Here is a 16,030-nt window from a genome sequence, read left to right as displayed (position 1 = left end):
TTTAGTACTTGTCAGGCTGTTCACCTAGTCGATGTCCACTTCCGTATCCGAATTAAAGGCCTTGCTGGCTGAGCCCAAGCAGGTGTTCATCACGACCCACCACAAGCCTGACGCCGATGCCCTGGGCTCGTCGCTGGCCTGGGCCAGCTACCTCAAGAAAAAAGGCCACTCCGTGACGGTGGTTACGCCCTCCGATTACCCCGCTTTCCTCAACTGGATGCAGGGCAACGACGAGGTAGTCGTGTACGAGCCGCGCCACAACGACCGCCAAGTGCGCGACCTTGTGAATCGTGCCGAGGTTATTTTTTGCCTCGACTTCAACTGCCTGGGCCGCATCAATGAGCTGGGTACTTACGTGGGCCAGGCCGCGGGCACCAAGGTGCTCATCGACCACCACCAGCGCCCCGAGAACTTCGCCGACATCAGCTTCTCGAACCCCAAGGCGGCCGCCACGGCCGAGCAGATTTTCGAGATTATCCGCGACCTAGGCGACCAGGAGCTGGTGGACCAAGGCATGGGCGAGGCGCTTTACGCGGGCATCATGACCGATACGGGCTCGTTTCGGCACCCCAGCACCTCGCGCAACGTGCACCTCATCATTGCCGAATTGCTGAATGCGCACATCGACCTGGCCTCGGTGCACCGCCGCATCTACGACTCGCACTCCGAGATTCGGCTGCGCTTCCTAGGGTACATCCTGAAGGACAAGCTAATGGTGAACCGCGAGTTTAATACCGCTTACATCGCCGTGACGCAACAGGAACTGCGCGATTACGACAGCAAAACCGGCGACACCGAAGGGTTGGTCAATTATGCACTCAGCATCGAGGGCATCGTGTTTGCGGCGATTTTTATCGACCGGGGCTCGGCGGTAAAGATTTCCTTCCGCTCGGTGGGCGATTTTTCGGCGGCCGAGTTTTCGCGCAATCATTTCGACGGCGGCGGGCACCACAACGCCTCGGGCGGCGTGAGCTACGTCTCGCTCGATGCTACCGTAGAGCGCTTTCTGGGGCTGCTGCCCCAGTACCAAGCCCAACTGGCGAGCACGCCGGCCGTGCCCGTGGCGGTTGCGCCGCCTGTGGCCTAACTTTGGCCTCGTATCTGTCTTCCTAATAATTTTCTGTTTTCATGCAGTTTTCTTTCCAGCCCCGCGGGGCCCGGCAGTTGGCCCTGGCGGCCGGCGCGCTCAGCCTGGCCTCTTTCCTTGCCTCGTGCGATAAAAGCGGGGGCGACTTCGACAAGACCAAGTCGGGCATTGAGTACAAGATTTTCAAGAACGTAGGCGGTAAGTACGAGCGCCGCACCGACGTGAAGGGCGAAGACCCCACGTACAAGGACCGGGTAGGCAAGTTCATGACGGCCTACCTCTACTACCGCACCGGCAAGGACTCGGTACTCGAAGACACGCGCAAGAAGTTTGCGGGCTCGGCCGTGCCCATGCCCATGATGGAAGTGAAGCGCAAAGGCATGCCGGACGAGGCATTCGCCCTCTTGCAGCCCGGCGACAGCGCCGTGTTCCGCTTCAATGCCGACTCGCTGTTCAAGCCCCAGGGCCGCCCGGTACCCGGCTTCCTCAAGAAGAGCGGTAACGTGATTGTGATTAACGTGAAGACCGACAAGCTCATCAGCCGCGAGGAAGAGCAGGCGCTGGAGCAGACCTTGCAACAGAAGATGATGGCCGAGCAGCAGAAGCAAATGCAGGCCTACGCCGAGACGCAGAACAAGAAAGACGAGGTAACCCTGCAGGACTATCTCAAGAAAAACAACCTGACCAACGCCAAGAAAACAGCGGGTGGCGTGTACTACGTCATTACGCAGCCTGGCACGGGCCCGGTGCCCAAGCCCGGCCAGCTGGTGAGCGTGCAGTACCGCGGCACGCTGCTCGACGGCAAAGAGTTTGACTCGTCGCTCAAGAACGGCGGCAAGCCTTTCGTGTACCCGGTGGGTCGCGGCCAGGTTATTCCGGGTTGGGATGAGGGCGTGGCCCTGCTCAACAAGGGCGCCAAGGCTACGCTGCTCATTCCATCGTCGCTGGCCTATGGCGAGCGCGGCTCGGGCCCGGCCATTCCGGCCAACTCGCCCCTGCGCTTCGACGTGGAGCTGGTGGACGTGAAGGACGCCCCCGCGGCTCCGGCTGGCGGCATGGCGCCCACCGGCCCGCCCCAGTAAGCCTTAGCTAAGTAGTATCTGCCGCCGCGCCCCACGGGGTGCGGCGGTTTTGTTTTCCCTTCTTACCAATGGGGTTGCGAGTGGTGCCTGGGCGTTGCGCCGGGGCACCACTTTTGCTGAACGGCCGCAGCGCCTAGGTAGTCATTTTCCCTTATCCTTCTTATGCAGCGTTACCTTTTATTGCTGGGCGCCGTGCTGCTAGCCCAGTTTGCCACGGCCCAAACTACGCCGGCTCCCGGCTTTGCGACCCTGCCGGGCAGCACCACGCAATACCAGTTATTTCGGCGCGATGCGGCGGGCCGCTACGCCCCTAGGGCGCTGGCGCCGGCCGGCGATGCGCCCTACGCCAGCCGCGCCGGGCAGGTGCTGCTAGGCTACATAGAGTACCGCACCGACCGCGACTCGGTGCTGATGTCCTCGCGCAAGCTGCGGCCCGAGCCCGTGCCCGTGGGCCTAGCGCCCACTCCCAAGCGCGGCTCGATTGAGGAGGCGATGGGCCTACTACTGCCCGGCGACAGCGCCGTATTCCGCTTCAACGCTGACACGGCCTTCGCCCAGATGCGGCAGCCGGTGCCACCCTTCATCAAGAGCGCCGGCAACGCCCTGCGCCTGACCGTAGCGGCCAAGGAGCTGGTGACGATGGAGCAGATGCAAGCCCGCCAGCAAGCCATGATGGCCGAGCAGCAGCGCACCGCCAAAACCCGCGCCGTGAAGCAAGTAGCGGAAGACGACGCCAAAATTCAGGCCTACCTCAAGGGGAAGCAGCTGACCGCGCAAGCTAAGAAAACGGCGGGTGGCACTTGGTACGTCATCACCAAGCGCGGCACGGGCGTGGTACCCAAGCCGGGCCAAACGGTGAGCGTGAAATACCGCGGCACCGTCCTGGAAACGGGCAAGGAGTTTGACTCGACGGCCAAGCACGGCGACACGCCGTTTGACTTCGTGCTGGGTCAAGGCCAGGTGATTCAGGGCTGGGACCAGGGCATCGCGGCGCTGCCCAAGGGCAGCAAGGCCACGCTCTATATTCCATCGGCCCTAGGCTACGGCGAGCGCGGCGCGGGTGGCGACATTCCGCCTAATGCCAACTTGAGCTTCGACGTGGAGCTAGTAGATGTAAAGGGCGTGGCCACGCCGCAGGCCACTCCAGCAGCGAAGGCTGCGACTAAAGCTCCGGTGAAAAAGGCGGCAACTGGCGCCAAGAAAGCACCAGCCAAAAAGGCGCCGGTGAAAAAGAAATAACGCTTGCACGGAGTTGACCCTACTCAGCATCGCACGTGGTACCTAGGGCACTAAAAAGCCGCTTCCTATTGCAGGAAGCGGCTTTTTTATTTCTAATGATTTTGATTTTAGCCGGCCAGCACTTCGCTCAGGATGTCGAGCGACTTGACCTCGCCCAGGCCCTCAACGTGGAGCTGGTAGTAGCGAATGAGCACCGTGAGCAGCTCGCGCCGCACCTGGCCGTTGGGGATGCTGGCGGTGGCCGGCGCGTGCAGCAGCTCATCGAAGTGCTGCTCGAACTCACGTAGGCGCACCGTGGCGATGCCGTGGCCCTGGCCGGGACCTAGGGCGGTACCGGCCAACACTATCTGGTCCATGAGCTCGGCGCCGGTGTGCACGCCGAAGCCCAGGTAGGTGGCCAGGTGCAGTAAGAAAAGCAGGGCGAAGTTCTCGGTGCCGACCGTCTGCTCGTCGAAGGCCAGGATGGAATCGTGCAGGAAGCGGAACAGCGGCTCGTTTTCCTCCTCCTCTCGCACCGACTTACTGAGCACTTCGCTCAGAAAGAGGGCGACGCTGCTCTTGCGCATCTCGTAGGGCAGCGTGCGGAAGGCTTCGGCGCAGCGAAACTCGGAGAGGCGGGTGAGGTCGCTGCCCTGGCGCGGCACGTAGGCCACCAGCTCGAGCAGCGTGAGGGGCTGAAACAGGGCGATGCGCCCCGGCGGCTTGGCCTTGCGCACGCCGTTCACGATGTAGTTCTGGATGCCGCGCCGCTCGGTGTAGATGCGGGCGATGATGCTGGTTTCGCGGTATTTAAGAAAGCTCAGGACGATGCCGCGGGTCTTGATTAGCATTTTTGGGTGAGGAGGCGATGGAGTGAGAAGGTGAGGAGATTGTCCTTGCGAGCGTAGCGAAGCAATCGCATCAGGACGAGCTAGTATAACGAGCCGTTCGGATACTCGTTCGGGTGCGATTGCTTCGCTACGCTCGCAAGGATAAGCGTTTCACCCTTTCGCCTCCTCACCCTATTATCCCATCACCTAGAAAGCACCACTACCTTGCTCACACAACTATTCTTACCGTCGGCGTCGGAGGTGAGCACCAGGTACACGCCCGAGCGCACGCGCCGGCCCTGGGCATCGTTAAGGTCCCAGGTGAGGGTGCCGCCGTTGGCGCGGGTGCTGTAGACGAGGTGGCCCGCTACGTCGGTTATTTTCACGAAAGCATTATTGACTAAGCCGCGGATGCCCACCTGGCCGGCAAAATCGGGCGGCACGGGGTTAGGGAACACCTCGGCGCAGCTCGGGGCCGCGTCGGTGAGCGAGGCCGAGCCCTGGTAGCTGACCACGCCACCATCGGTAGCCACGAAGACCTCGCCGGTTTTGTCATTCACGGCCACGTCCACGATGCTGTTGCTGGGCAGCGGGCTGTTGGTGGTGGTGAAGTGCAGCAGGGCTTCGTCGGCATTGGCGCTGAACAGCCAGAGGCCGCTGGGCGTGCCCAGCCACTTGCGGTTGGCCCCGTCCACGGCCACGCAGCGCACCACGGTGTTGTAGAGGGCCGGAAAACCGGTACCCGTGCCGCGCTGCACGATGGGCACCGTGAAGGTGCCGGCGCTGCCTAGGTTGCTGGTGCCGCTCAAAAAGCTGATGACCTGGCTCGGGTCGCTGAAGTACGCTACGCCGTCGCCGGTGCCAATCCAGATGCTGCCGGTGCGGTCGCGGGTCAGGCCGTACACCTGGTTGACGGTGGTGCCCGTGTTAAAGGTAATGGCCTGGCGGCTAAGCGTATCGTACACGGCCAGGCCCGCGCCCCCCTTGCGCGACTGCGCCGCCCAGGGGTTACCGTAGGCATCGACCACCAGCCGGTCGAGGTTTTGAGAGCCGAAGAAATAGGGCGCTGCCTGCCAGGTATTGGGGCCGGGGCGGAAGCGGAACAAGCCCGGCACGCCGGCCCGCTCGTGGCGGTTGGCCAGCCACAGGTAGCGGCCGCCGGGGTCGGCGGCCACGTCGGTCACGCGCACGTAGTCGAGGTTGGTCTGCTCAGGGTCGAGAGTGGTGCGCAAGGGCGAGCCCAGGGTGCCGGCGGTGTACTGCCGAAACTGCCCCGGCCCCTGCCACTGGAGCAGGCCGTTGCCGTAGCTGGCCACGTAGAGCGTGCCATCGGCCGTGCGCGTGCCGTGCGACATATCGGCCAGGTTGGGGAAGTCGGTCGCGGCATAGTTCGCCCTGGTGTAGCTGGTCCATTGGCCGGCCCGGTACTCGTAGAAGCCCTCGCGGCGGCCAAATTGCAGCCCGCTATCGCCGCTGTAGCCGCCGCTAAACACGACGACCGAGTTGGTAGCGGCATCGGCCAGCAGGCCGTAGGCCAACGCCGTAGCCGGCGCATTGGGCTTAATTAACTCGGGATTGGTAGTAGTGCCCGGTGCAAAGCGCAGCAGGCCCCGGTCGTAGCTGGCCACGTAGGTGGTGCCATCGGCCTCGCGCACCATGTCAAAGGCGTAGGTACCAATGGCGGCCTGGGGCAACACCACGCGCACGGTCCCGGCCGGGGCTGTAATGCTGCGCAGGTCGGCCCCATCAAAGGCAACTAACAAGCCCACCGGGCTGGGGCGCAGGCGGCGCGCCTCGTTGCCATAGCTGCCGGCCAGCAGCCGCCAGCCGCGGGCGGCACCCGTGCCAGCCAGGCAATACACGCCCCGCTGCGTGCCCTGCAGGTACACGTGGCCCCGGTACGTAACAATCTGAGCGAAATTATCAGTCGGCGAGCCGGGGTTGGGCAATTCCTTGGTCCAGCTGCGGTAGTCGAGCAGGTTTACGGCCGTGCTGATGCGCCCGCGCAGCAGGCCCTGGGTGGTGCTGGCAAAGAGGGTGTCGTGCACCACGGCCGTGCCGTACACCGTCACGGCCTGGCCGTTGGGCCCGATGGCGCTGTAGGTATCGCGCACCTCTAGCTTGGTGAGGTCCAGCACAATCAGCCCTAGGTTGCTGGCCAGGTAGGCCACGCCGTTATACACCTGAATCTGGGTGATGGTCTTGGCCGTTTGCACGGCTTTGCGCAGCACATCGGTGATGTTCTTCACCGTGCCGTCGGGGCGCAGCAGGTCGAGGTTGCCGTTTTGGTAGGCCACGATAACCTGGCGGCTGGCCGAGTCGTAGGCCACGGCGCGCACGCCCACGTCGCTCAGGCCGTCGCGCCGCGAGAGCGACTGCGTGGTATTGAGCACCTTATCGTAGTAGTAAAACGACGACTCGTCGGCCACGTACAGGCGGTCGCCGGCGCTGGCCAGCATCATGGGCTTGGCCGCGGGCAGGTGCAGCTGCCAGTCGCCATACGCCACGCCCTGGGCGCGGGCCAACGGCGCCAGTACCCATAAAACCAACAGCAGCGGGAAGAAGTAGCGCATAAGCAGCAAGAAAACAGAGCAGTAGGTTGGCCTTTGTGCGGTGAGGAAGTGAGGAGGTGAGAAGTTAATTGGTCTTCCGGCTCTTCTTCACCTTTTCACCTCCTCACCAAACCTAGCGCGGCCCAGGCAGCCCGGGCGGCCTCAATGGCGGGGCGGGCGGCGGGGCCTGCCAAAAAGCACGGCCGGCAGCGCGCCTCGTAGGCGTCGGTTTCACCCAGCAGCACCTGGCTTTCGCTGGCCGAGAGGCGGTAGGAATACGCCGCCAGCTCGCCGCAGCACACGCACACGGCGTGCACCTTAGTCACAAATTCGGCGGTGGCCAGCAGCGCGGGCATGGGGCCAAAGGGCCGCCCTAGGTAGTCCATGTCGAGCCCCGCCACAATGACGCGGGTGCCGGCGTCGGCCAGCTGGCGGCACACGTCTACCAGCGACTCGTCGAAGAACTGGGCCTCGTCGATGCCCACCACGTCGGTGGCGCCGCCGGCCAGCAGCAGGATTTCGGAGGGCGACTGCACCGGCGTCGAGCGGATACTGTTCTGGTTGTGGCTCACCACGTTCTGGTCGTGGTAGCGCGTGTCGAGGGCGGGCTTGAAGATTTCGACCCGCTGCCGCGCAATGCGGGCGCGGGTGAGGCGGCGAATCAGCTCTTCCGTCTTGCCCGAAAACATGGAGCCGCACACTACTTCCAGCCACCCGCGGCGGCGCAAAAAATCAATGGGGCGATGGGGCTCGGTAAACAAAGGGAGAGGGTAATAAGGGGAGGAAGTGAAACGACCTAGGTGCCATCTTCCTCAACAAAAACAAACTAATGGGCGAACGTCGCCAAAACGAATTTACGGCCTGTTAACAAAGGTAGCCCGACGGCCAGCCCTCCCCAACCTTCGTCGGCCCAGCACGGCGCTTCACCTCCTCACCGTTCACTTTATTACCCTAGGCTCACCCCACGTACTCGACGTGCGGCAGCTTGGTGGCTTCGGGCACGCGGCCGGTGGCCTCACCCTGGGGTAGGCGCACTTGGCAGGCCAGGCGCTCAGTAGCCAGTAGGCGCCCGGCGGCCAGGTAGCGTAGTTCGGGCGCGGTGCGGGGCGTGAGGTGCTCAGCCCCGGCCAACACGTCGAGGCGGCAGGTGGTGCAGCGTCCTTTGGCCCCGCAGGCGTGGCGCCAGTCGTGGCCAGCTTGCTGAACGGCCGCCAGCAGCGTGGCCCCGGCGGGCACCACCACGGGCGGGCCGGGCAGGTTCTCGATGGTCAGCAGGGGCATTTGTGGCTAACTTGGCGGCGAAAAGGCCGGACCTATCCGGCGGTTTTATGCAAGATAACTATAGCCTCGCCAAGTGCGAGCACTACGGCCGCCGGCTAGCGTCGCGGCTGTGCCAGCAGTATTTTGGCCCCCAGCCCGATGCCACCCTCGATGGCCCGGCGCTGCTTAAGCTCACGCCCGTGCGCCAGCTCAACTTACTGGTAGTGCGGCAATTGCTGGGGCGCTGGCAGCAGGAAGCGCAGCAGCTGCGGAGCCCATATTTCAACTTTGAGGCGGAAGCCGTGCGCACGGCCCTCACGCAGTTTATGAACGTGCTCTCGCGCCACATCCGCCTCGACCGGGCGGCGCTGGAGCCCCTCCTCGCCCAGGCCGCGGCCGATACGCTGCTGCTGGCCGCCGACCCGGCGCTGGCCTTCGAGCGCCTGCTGCTACCCGCCGCCAGCCCTGATGCAGAAGAGGCGGTACCGGTGGCCGAGCTGCGTGACTCGCTGCGCTACCTCGACCAGGACAAGGACTTCTACCAGGGTTTTATAGACGGCTTGCCCACCACTAATGCGCCGCTAAGCCACGATTTTTTGGTGCAGCGCTTCGCCCTCTACCAAGCCAAGCAGCCCAAATCTACCGAGGCCATGCCGCGCCTGGTGGCCGCTTTCAGCGCGCTGCTGCCCCTCACCGAAGCCGACCTGTGGGACGATGGCCCCGCCGCGCCTACCAGTGCCGCCACCCCGCGCGCCGCGCCCGTGGCAGCCCCTGCTCCGGCCAGCGCGCCCGCCCCGCGCCCGGCGCCCGCAACGCCTACCCCGGCCCCGCCAGCACCCGTAGCACCGCCAGCCACAGCAGCGGCGCCTACGCCAGCCGCGCCCACTCCGCCACCGGTTCCTAAAACCGCCACGCCGGCCGCTGCCGAAGCGCCCGCGCCCGCGGGCACCGTGCCGCTTTACGAGAAACTAAAGGCGACGCAGCCCACGGCCGCCGCCCCCCTGGCCAGCACGCTGCGCCACTCGGCCCAGGGCGGGGCTACGCCGCTGGCCGAGCGCAGCGCGCCCAAGGTGGGCAGCCTGCGCGAGGCCATTTCCATCAACCAGCGCTTTAGCTTTATCAATGAGCTGTTTAATGGGGAAAACATGGAGTACCACGCCGCCATTCAGTACCTCGATGCGCTGCCGGATGCCGATGCCGCCATGGCCTACGTGCGCCAGGACCTAGCCAACACCCACGACTGGAGCCGCAAGGAAGAGCACGTGGGCAAGCTGCTCAAGCTGATTGAGCGCAAGTTTGCCAGCGCCTAGGGTATGCGGGGGCTGGCGCAGCTGCTAGGGCCCGGCCGCGGGCGGCGCTGGCTGCTGCCGTGGGCGCTGGGCCTGAGCCTGCTGCTCAACCTGGCCTACCCCATGTACCGGCACTACGACTTCTCGCACTCGCTCGATACGCGCAGCTACTTGCGCCTGGCAGCGGGCCGCGCCGATAGCGTGAACGTGACGCGCCGCTACCGCGTGCTGGTGCCGGCGGTGGCCGGCGCCCTGGCCCAGCCCATTGCCCGGGTGTACGGCAAGATATGGCCGCAGCGCCCGGCCGGCGAGTGGCCCCGCCGCTTCGCGTTTTTTTTGGTGAACTGCGGGCTCCTAGGTGCCGCCGGAGCTACTTGGTGGCGGGCGGCCCGGCTGGCCGGCGCCGGTCCGGGCGCAGTGGCCGTGGCGCTGCTGGCGGTGCTCAGCAGCCGCTGGGCCGAATATATCGCAGGCCTACCGCTGGTCGATAGCCTGTACTTGCTGGTGTTTGGGCTGAGCTACTATGCGTATCGGCGCGGGCCGGGCGCCGGGTGGGCGGTGGCCGCCGCGCTGCTGGTGGGGCCTTTGGCGAAGGAATCGTTCGTGTTTTTGCTGCCTTGGCTGCTGTGGTTCGGGCGGCGGGCTCTCGGGTGGCGGGGGCAGCTGGCCGCCCTGGCCGTGGGGGCCGCGGCGCTTGGCGCGGTGCATTATTTCATTGATAAAGCCGCGGGCGTGCCGCACACCGCCACGATTACCAACGCGCTGGCGCACGCCGAGAACATTACCTACTCGCTGCGGCGGGCCGCCTCGCCCAAGGGCCTAGGCGAGCTGCTGAGCATTTTTGGGCTCTACACGCTGCCGGTGCTGCTGGCCCTAGCGCGGCCCGGCGGACGGCGGGTGTTGGCGCCCGTGCTCGGCGCGGCCGAGGCGTGGTTGCTGGCCGTGGTGGTGGTGCACATGCTGCTGTCGAGCGAGCTCGGGCGCATGGGCTACCTGTTTGCACCGGTATTTACGGTGGCGCTGGCGCTGGTGGCGCAGGCGGTACTGCGCGGCGTTGGGGCCAGTAGCGCGCCCGTGGCGCAGTAGCGCGAACTTGGTAGTTCGCGTTTTTATAGCTGTTACTCAACGAACGCGAACTACCAAGTTCACGCTACTGCTCCCTAAGGGGCCAATTCGAGTAGCAGCACAATGGCGTGGTTGCTAAGGGCTTCCAGCTCGATTTCTTCGACATTCCAGAGCGCCAGGGCGTCCTTTTCGTGCAGCAGGCGGCTTTCCAGCTCAAAAGCGCCCGCCAGCACAAAGGCTACCAGCTGGTTGCCTTCATGAGCCAATTTATACACCGCTTCCTGCCGCCCCATAAAGCGCCCTAGGCTAAGAACAAATGGTAATGGCTCGGTCGGTGGCTGGCTTGGCGGGCGGCTCACTAGTTCCAGCAGCTCGTTCTCGCGCAGCTCGTCGAATACCGTGTTGAGGGCAGTGGCGGGCAGGGTGAGCGGGGCGGCGGCGCGCACCCACAGATGCAGGCAGCTAATCAGCTCGTCGGCGTACGGGTTGCGGAGCCGCAGCTGCGTGCCGGCGGGGGCCGCAATGGTGAGCACCGCCCCTACCTCCACGGTGCCATGGGCCCCGCCTGCCGCGTCGTAGACCACGGTGCCCGTGATGGGCAGCACCACCACGTAAGAGTCGTGCGCTACGGGCAATGCCACCTCGTGGCCGCCGGCCAGCGTTTCTTCATTTAGCCCGTAGAGGCGGCCGAAGGGCTCCTTATGCGCGTGCTGGTAGGCGCCAAAACTGAACGTGCTCTGGCGCCGAAACTGCGGGCTCTCGACCACGCCGCGCTGCTCGGCCAGGTATATTTTGCCGGGGACCTGTATCATCTTAGCTAGCCGCGGGCGCGGCCGGGTGCAAGGCATGAATAGTAAGGTAGGGCTGCAACTGGCAAAGGTGCGTCAGTACTTCGCCGCCGGCTTCGGCGAGCACCGCGGCATCCGACACCAGCAGGTAGGGCGCGATGGTATCGTGCCAGTGGAGGGGCTCCGAGTAGAAGTTGATGGCCACCTGGTGCTTGCCCGGGTCGTGCAGGTCGGAGTTGATGAGCTCGAACTGGTAGCGCGTGAATTTCAGAAAATACCGCCCCACGTTGTTCACGATGTCGGGCACCAAGCCCTTGAGCTGCTGCACGTAGCCCCCCACGGAGCCGCCCACCAGAAAGTGCAGCCGCTCGGCCGCCGGCACATGGTGCAGCAGCTCACCGAAGGTGCGGTACTGCCCGCCGGGGTTGTAGAGCTGGGCCTGCATCCGCAGCTCGCGGTAGCTGTCGGCCAGCACCAACTTGTCCCAGGGCTTGGGCGAATTGGCGTCGATAACCTTGCGGTAAGCCAGCGTGATGGTGCGGGGCGGCATGGGTAATTTGAATAATGGGTAATGGGGCAATGGGTAATTTGAGTAATGGGCAACGCAATTTTCATTACTCAAATTACCCATTGCCTCCTTACCCATAATTACACCGCGATATTCATGGTGAGTACGAAGCCATCGGTGGTGTTGCCCGTGACGGTGGCAATCTCGATGCCCGCCGTGTCGTCGCTAAATATATTGTCCGACTTGTTGTAGGTGTAGCCGGTCAGGCCCTTGGTGTAGCCATTAACGGCGGCCAGCGCCGTGCCCGTGCCTTCGGGGAAGGCTATCTGGGTAACTTTCAGCGAGGTGCCGCTGGCGTTGTACACGTGCACGTGGATGTGGGTGGCGCGGCCCGAGTACCAGCCGGGAAAGATGCTGGTGAAGGTGACCAATCCCGCCGAGTCGGTAGTTTGGCGGCCGCGCAGAAAGTGTACGCTCGTGTAGTTGGTGCTCTGCATGCCGGTGCCGCCGTACTCCGAGTAATTGCCCGCCGCGTCGCAATGCCAGATATCGACCAGCGCCCCACCTAGGGCGGCGCAGCTGCTGGCGCTGTTGGTTATCGTGATTTTGGCGGTCAGCTTGTAGCCCGTGCGGCCGTCGGTGATGTCGCTGCGCACGTAGGACGAGGGCGTGTGCGTGGGGAAAGGCCCTTCGGTTTCGGTGGGCGCCACGGTGCAACTGGTGCTGCTGGCACCGCCCGTGGTGGTAGTTGTGGTGCCGGTAGTGGTGCTTGAGGTCGGCGTTACGTCATCCTTGCCGCAGGCCGTGAGCAGAACCGGGGCCGAGGCGGCGCCCATCAAAAGGCTCTTGAGAAAATGCTTTCTTTCCATGACGATAGGGGTGGTGATGCTGATGTTGCGATAACTACACAAAGGTGTTTCGCGGCATTCCCCTACCTAGTGGCTAGTCGACGGTTTCGGTTTTTGCTTCGACGGATGGGAAATAATAAGTAATGAGCGTAATAAATAATGGGAGTAATCAGCATTAAATCTGATTATTACCAATTACGCTCATTACCCCATTGACCATTATGCCCATCGCTCCCTACCGCAGCAAGTCCTGCTTGCGGTGGGCATCAAACGCCAGCAGCGTGAAGAGCAGGATGGTAAACGACCACAGCGACGAGCCGCCGTAGCTGAAAAACGGCAGCGGAATGCCCACCACCGGCATCAGGCCCATGGTCATGCCTAGGTTCACGGTGAAGTGCACGAACAGGATGCTGGCCACGCAGTAGCCGTAGGTGCGCCCAAATACCGATTTCTGCCGCTCGGCCACCAACAAGATGCGCCAGAGCAGCGTGAGGTAGAGCCCAATGACGACCAGGCAGCCCACCCAGCCCCACTCCTCGCCCACGGTGCAGAAGATAAAGTCGGTGCTCTGCTCGGGCACGAAGTCGAATTTGGTTTGGGTGCCATTGAGGAAGCCTTTGCCCAGCCAGCCGCCCGAGCCGAGGGCGATTTTGCTCTGGGTCACGTTCCAGCCCTTGCCCAGGGGGTCTTTGCCAGGGTCGATGAGCATCTCGATGCGCTGGCGCTGGTGGGGCTGCAGCACGTGGTTGAAGAAGAAATCGACCCCGAACACCATGCCGATAACCGCCGCCCACACGCTGATGCTCAGCGGCAAGTGGTGGCGCCACAGCTTCGAGTTCAGGCCAAACGCGGCCAGCAGCAGCACCGTGAACGCAATGACCAGCCACAGCTTGGGCACCAGCAGCGCCAGCAGCAGAATGACGCCCCCCGCCGCCAGCAGCAGCAAAATGAGCGGCGACATGCCCTCCCGAAAAAACGCCAGCAGCAGCGCCGCAAACACCAGCGCCTGCCCCGTCTCATTACTGGCCAAAATGAGCGCCACCGGCAGCAGCGTGAGGCCGGCCAGCACGGCTTGGTCGCGCCAGTTTTGCTGCCTTAGGTTGATGCCGGCCATGAAGCGCGAGGCCGCCAGCGCGGTCGTAAACTTGGCAAACTCGGCCGGCTGCAGGCGCACCGGCCCCAGTTCGAGCCACGAGCGCGACCCAGCAATGGGCCGGGCAATGAAGATGGTGAGTATCAGCAGCAGTATCATGCCGCCGTAGAGGGCGTAGGCCAGGGTGTCGTAGGCCTTGTAATCGACCACGAGCAGCACGCCGATGAGCACCACAGCGGTGCCCATCCAGATTAATTGCTTGAACCAGTTGAAGGCCATGAGCTCCGAAAAGCTCAGTTCGCGCATGGAGTGCACCGGCGCATCGGGCGCGGACGGCGTGTAGGAGGCCGCGTACACGGCCACCCACCCCAGGCCCACCAGCAGCAGGTAGAGCAGCACCGTAAGCCAATCGATGCTGCGCGACGAACGAATAGTAGTCGCCTGCATCTAGTGGTGGGCTTTTAGCGTCAGGTTGCCGTACTTAATCCAGTCCTCCATGCGGTGGTGGTAATTGGCTACTTTGCCGCGCAGGTAGCGCTCCATCATCAGGCCAGCGGCCGGGGCAGCGGCGCTGCCCCCAAAGCCGCCGTTCTCGATAAACACGGCGATGGCAATCTTGGGGTTGTTGGCCGGGGCAAAGGCGGCGAAGGCCGAGTGGTCGTAGCCGTGCGAGTTTTGCACGGTGCCGGTTTTGCCGGCCACCGAAATGCCGAACTGCCGCAGCGAGGCCAGCGGGGCGGTGCCGCCGCGCCCGTCCACCACCTCGCACATGCCGGGGATGACGTACTTGAAGAACGCGGTATCGACGGCCGTGTAGTGGCGCTGGCGGTACTCGGGCAGCGGCTGCCCGTCCTTGCCGATGCTGCGCACAAAGTGCGGCGCGTAGTAGTAGCCGCGGTTAGCGATGGTGGCCATCACGTTGGCCGTTTGCAGGCCCGTGATACCGATTTCGCCCTGCCCGATGCTGAGCGAGTACACGGTCTTGAAATTCCACTTGTGGTACCCTAGGTGCTTGTCGTAGTAGTCGGGCGAGGGGATGAGGCCGCGCTTTTCCTGGCCCATGTCCACGCCCAGCTTCTCGCCCAGGCCGAAGGTCTTGACCATTTTTTGCCACTGGCCGAGACCTAGGCGGGCATCCTCGAAGCCGTTGGGCGACTGGTGGCGCACCACGGCCGCCCGCATCACCTGGTAGAAATACGGGTTGCAGCTGTTCTTGATGGCCACGTTGAGATTGCTAGGGTACTCGTGGCGGTGCGTGCAGTGGATGAGCGACTGGTTGCAGGGAAAGCCCGTGGCCGGACCCACCACGCCCAGCTGCATGGCCACCAGCTCATTCACTATCTTGAAGACCGAGCCGGGCGGATAAGTCGCCATCAGCGGGCGGTCGAAGAGCGGGCGGTTGGGGTTTTTGAGCAGGTCCATGTAGCGGTTGCCCATGCCTTTGCCGGTCAGCATCTGAGGCTCGTAGTGCGGCGCTGACACGAAGCAAAGAATCTCGCCCGTCCGGGGGTCGATGGCCACAATGGAGCCGCGGCGCCCGGCCAGCAGCGTTTCGCCGTAAGCCTGTAGCTCGGCGTCGATGCTGAGGTGCAGGTCCTGCCCCGCCACCGAGAGCGTGTCGAACTCACCGCCGTGAAACGCGCCTTTATCAATGCCGCGCACGTTTACCAGCCGGTACTGCACGCCGCGCTGGCCCATCAGGGTCGATTCGTAGTAGGCTTCGAGGCCCGAGATGCCCACGTTTTCGCCGGGCTGATACTTAGCGTATTTCGGCTTTTCGAGGAAGGCCGGCGTGATGGCACCCACGTACCCGAGGGCGTGCGCCAGGTTTTGGGTGCGGTAGGCCCGCGCCATGCGCGCCTGCACCCGAAAGCCCGGAAAGTCAATCAGGTTGTCCTGAATGGCGGCCAGCTCGGGCGTACTCAGGTTTTGGAGCAGCGGCGAGGGCTTCACCCGCGAGTATTTTTTGGCAAAGCGCAGCCCCAGGCGCAAGTCCTCCAGGGAAAGCTGCATGACCCGGCAAAACTTGGCCGAGTCGAGGCCCTTCACCTCGCGGGGCACCACCACTAGGTCGTACACGGGCGTGTTTTGCACCAGCAGCGAGTCGTGCCGGTCATAGATGAGCCCGCGGTAGGGTATCTGCACCTGCCGCTGCAAGGTGTTGCGGTCGGCCGCTACTTTGTAGGAATCGTCTAGTACCTGAAGGTAGAACAGCCGCCCCGCGAACAGCAATCCCACCACGATAAAAATGGCCATCACCACGTAGCGCCGGCCTTCTAAATATTGCATAGCTTATGGTATAGTCTACAAAGTTACGGCCTAGAGCCGCGGCTAGGCTCCGAATTTTGCAAGCCGAACGCCGAATAAGCCCATCGCTCGGCGGTGGCACGTACTTTCAGTCTGCGCATGA

14 protein-coding genes are annotated in these 16,030 nt (G+C 63.8%); 5 read left to right on the top strand and 9 right to left on the bottom strand.

Translation table 11 applies throughout. The features are described 5' to 3' along the window. Positions 1-31: 31 nt before the first annotated feature. The 3 genes from ACFSDX_RS05590 (at position 32) to ACFSDX_RS05580 (ending at position 3,408) form a co-directional block, all read left to right on the top strand. Positions 32-1,087, top strand: a complete 1,056-nt coding sequence (locus tag ACFSDX_RS05590; protein ID WP_382312219.1) for a DHH family phosphoesterase — start codon at positions 32-34, stop codon at positions 1,085-1,087. A 41-nt stretch (positions 1,088-1,128) separates the two neighbouring features. Next, on the top strand, positions 1,129-2,169 hold the full coding sequence (locus tag ACFSDX_RS05585) for an FKBP-type peptidyl-prolyl cis-trans isomerase (protein WP_382312218.1): 1,041 nt from the start codon (positions 1,129-1,131) through the stop codon (positions 2,167-2,169). Between the two features lie 162 nt (positions 2,170-2,331). After that, on the top strand, positions 2,332-3,408 hold the full coding sequence (locus ACFSDX_RS05580) for an FKBP-type peptidyl-prolyl cis-trans isomerase (RefSeq protein ID WP_382312217.1): 1,077 nt from the start codon (positions 2,332-2,334) through the stop codon (positions 3,406-3,408). Between the two features lie 107 nt (positions 3,409-3,515). Here ACFSDX_RS05580 and recO read toward each other — a convergent pair whose 3' ends face one another. The 4 genes from recO to ACFSDX_RS05560 all read right to left on the bottom strand — a co-directional run bounded on the left by recO (position 3,516) and on the right by ACFSDX_RS05560 (position 8,050). Then, the gene (gene recO / locus ACFSDX_RS05575; RefSeq protein WP_382312216.1) at positions 3,516-4,238 is read right to left on the bottom strand and encodes a DNA repair protein RecO; all 723 of its coding nucleotides are present in this window, start codon (positions 4,236-4,238) and stop codon (positions 3,516-3,518) included. A 182-nt stretch (positions 4,239-4,420) separates the two neighbouring features. Further along, on the bottom strand, positions 4,421-6,790 hold the full coding sequence (porZ, locus tag ACFSDX_RS05570) for a type IX secretion system anionic LPS delivery protein PorZ (protein ID WP_382312215.1): 2,370 nt from the start codon (positions 6,788-6,790) through the stop codon (positions 4,421-4,423). Between the two features lie 95 nt (positions 6,791-6,885). Further along, positions 6,886-7,530 (bottom strand): thymidine kinase, encoded by a 645-nt coding sequence (locus tag ACFSDX_RS05565; protein WP_382312214.1) that lies wholly within the window; start codon positions 7,528-7,530, stop codon positions 6,886-6,888. Between the two features lie 196 nt (positions 7,531-7,726). Next, the gene (locus tag ACFSDX_RS05560) at positions 7,727-8,050 is read right to left on the bottom strand and encodes a 2Fe-2S iron-sulfur cluster-binding protein (protein WP_382312213.1); all 324 of its coding nucleotides are present in this window, start codon (positions 8,048-8,050) and stop codon (positions 7,727-7,729) included. A gap of 47 nt (positions 8,051-8,097) precedes the next feature. Between ACFSDX_RS05560 and ACFSDX_RS05555 the strand changes: the two genes are divergently transcribed. Together ACFSDX_RS05555 and ACFSDX_RS05550 are read left to right on the top strand one after the other, a co-directional pair. After that, positions 8,098-9,339, top strand: a complete 1,242-nt coding sequence (locus ACFSDX_RS05555; RefSeq protein ID WP_382312212.1) for a hypothetical protein — start codon at positions 8,098-8,100, stop codon at positions 9,337-9,339. Positions 9,340-9,342: 3 nt separating this feature from the next. After that, positions 9,343-10,404 carry a hypothetical protein gene (locus tag ACFSDX_RS05550; RefSeq protein WP_382312211.1) on the top strand — a complete coding sequence of 354 codons (1,062 nt, stop codon included), beginning with the start codon at positions 9,343-9,345 and terminating at the stop codon, positions 10,402-10,404. Between the two features lie 74 nt (positions 10,405-10,478). Here the strand turns inward: ACFSDX_RS05550 and ACFSDX_RS05545 are convergent, their stop codons facing one another. The 5 genes from ACFSDX_RS05545 to mrdA all read right to left on the bottom strand — a co-directional run bounded on the left by ACFSDX_RS05545 (position 10,479) and on the right by mrdA (position 15,909). After that, a complete protein-coding gene (locus ACFSDX_RS05545; protein ID WP_382312210.1) occupies positions 10,479-11,195 on the bottom strand; it encodes a pirin family protein in 717 nt (238 codons plus the stop codon). Between the two features lies 1 nt (position 11,196). Then, a complete protein-coding gene (locus ACFSDX_RS05540; RefSeq protein ID WP_382312209.1) occupies positions 11,197-11,721 on the bottom strand; it encodes a hypothetical protein in 525 nt (174 codons plus the stop codon). A gap of 98 nt (positions 11,722-11,819) precedes the next feature. Continuing rightward, the gene (locus ACFSDX_RS05535) at positions 11,820-12,548 is read right to left on the bottom strand and encodes a dioxygenase family protein (RefSeq protein WP_382312208.1); all 729 of its coding nucleotides are present in this window, start codon (positions 12,546-12,548) and stop codon (positions 11,820-11,822) included. A 214-nt stretch (positions 12,549-12,762) separates the two neighbouring features. Beyond that, entirely contained in the window at positions 12,763-14,067 is a 1,305-nt protein-coding gene (rodA, locus tag ACFSDX_RS05530) for a rod shape-determining protein RodA (protein WP_382312207.1), read from the bottom strand. Then, entirely contained in the window at positions 14,068-15,909 is a 1,842-nt protein-coding gene (gene mrdA, locus ACFSDX_RS05525) for a penicillin-binding protein 2 (RefSeq protein ID WP_382312206.1), read from the bottom strand. Positions 15,910-16,030 lie beyond the last annotated feature (121 nt).

The organism is Hymenobacter bucti, from assembly GCF_042681145.1.
Lineage (GTDB): Bacteria > Bacteroidota > Bacteroidia > Cytophagales > Hymenobacteraceae > Hymenobacter > Hymenobacter bucti.
This window is presented reverse-complemented; position numbering and strand designations above follow the sequence as displayed.

Excerpts from the sequence above, each read along its gene's own strand:
- ACFSDX_RS05590 (WP_382312219.1), top strand. The coding sequence starts at position 32 with ATGTCCACTTCCGTATCCGAATTAAAGGCCTTGCTGGCTGAGCCCAAG.
- ACFSDX_RS05585 (WP_382312218.1), top strand. The coding sequence starts at position 1,129 with ATGCAGTTTTCTTTCCAGCCCCGCGGGGCCCGGCAGTTGGCCCTGGCG.
- ACFSDX_RS05580 (WP_382312217.1), top strand. The coding sequence starts at position 2,332 with ATGCAGCGTTACCTTTTATTGCTGGGCGCCGTGCTGCTAGCCCAGTTT.
- recO (WP_382312216.1), bottom strand. The coding sequence starts at position 4,238 with ATGCTAATCAAGACCCGCGGCATCGTCCTGAGCTTTCTTAAATACCGC.
- porZ (WP_382312215.1), bottom strand. The coding sequence starts at position 6,790 with ATGCGCTACTTCTTCCCGCTGCTGTTGGTTTTATGGGTACTGGCGCCG.
- ACFSDX_RS05560 (WP_382312213.1), bottom strand. The coding sequence starts at position 8,050 with ATGCCCCTGCTGACCATCGAGAACCTGCCCGGCCCGCCCGTGGTGGTG.
- ACFSDX_RS05555 (WP_382312212.1), top strand. The coding sequence starts at position 8,098 with ATGCAAGATAACTATAGCCTCGCCAAGTGCGAGCACTACGGCCGCCGG.
- ACFSDX_RS05550 (WP_382312211.1), top strand. The coding sequence starts at position 9,343 with ATGCGGGGGCTGGCGCAGCTGCTAGGGCCCGGCCGCGGGCGGCGCTGG.
- ACFSDX_RS05545 (WP_382312210.1), bottom strand. The coding sequence starts at position 11,195 with ATGATACAGGTCCCCGGCAAAATATACCTGGCCGAGCAGCGCGGCGTG.
- ACFSDX_RS05540 (WP_382312209.1), bottom strand. The coding sequence starts at position 11,721 with ATGCCGCCCCGCACCATCACGCTGGCTTACCGCAAGGTTATCGACGCC.
- ACFSDX_RS05535 (WP_382312208.1), bottom strand. The coding sequence starts at position 12,548 with ATGGAAAGAAAGCATTTTCTCAAGAGCCTTTTGATGGGCGCCGCCTCG.
- rodA (WP_382312207.1), bottom strand. The coding sequence starts at position 14,067 with ATGCAGGCGACTACTATTCGTTCGTCGCGCAGCATCGATTGGCTTACG.
- mrdA (WP_382312206.1), bottom strand. The coding sequence starts at position 15,909 with ATGCAATATTTAGAAGGCCGGCGCTACGTGGTGATGGCCATTTTTATC.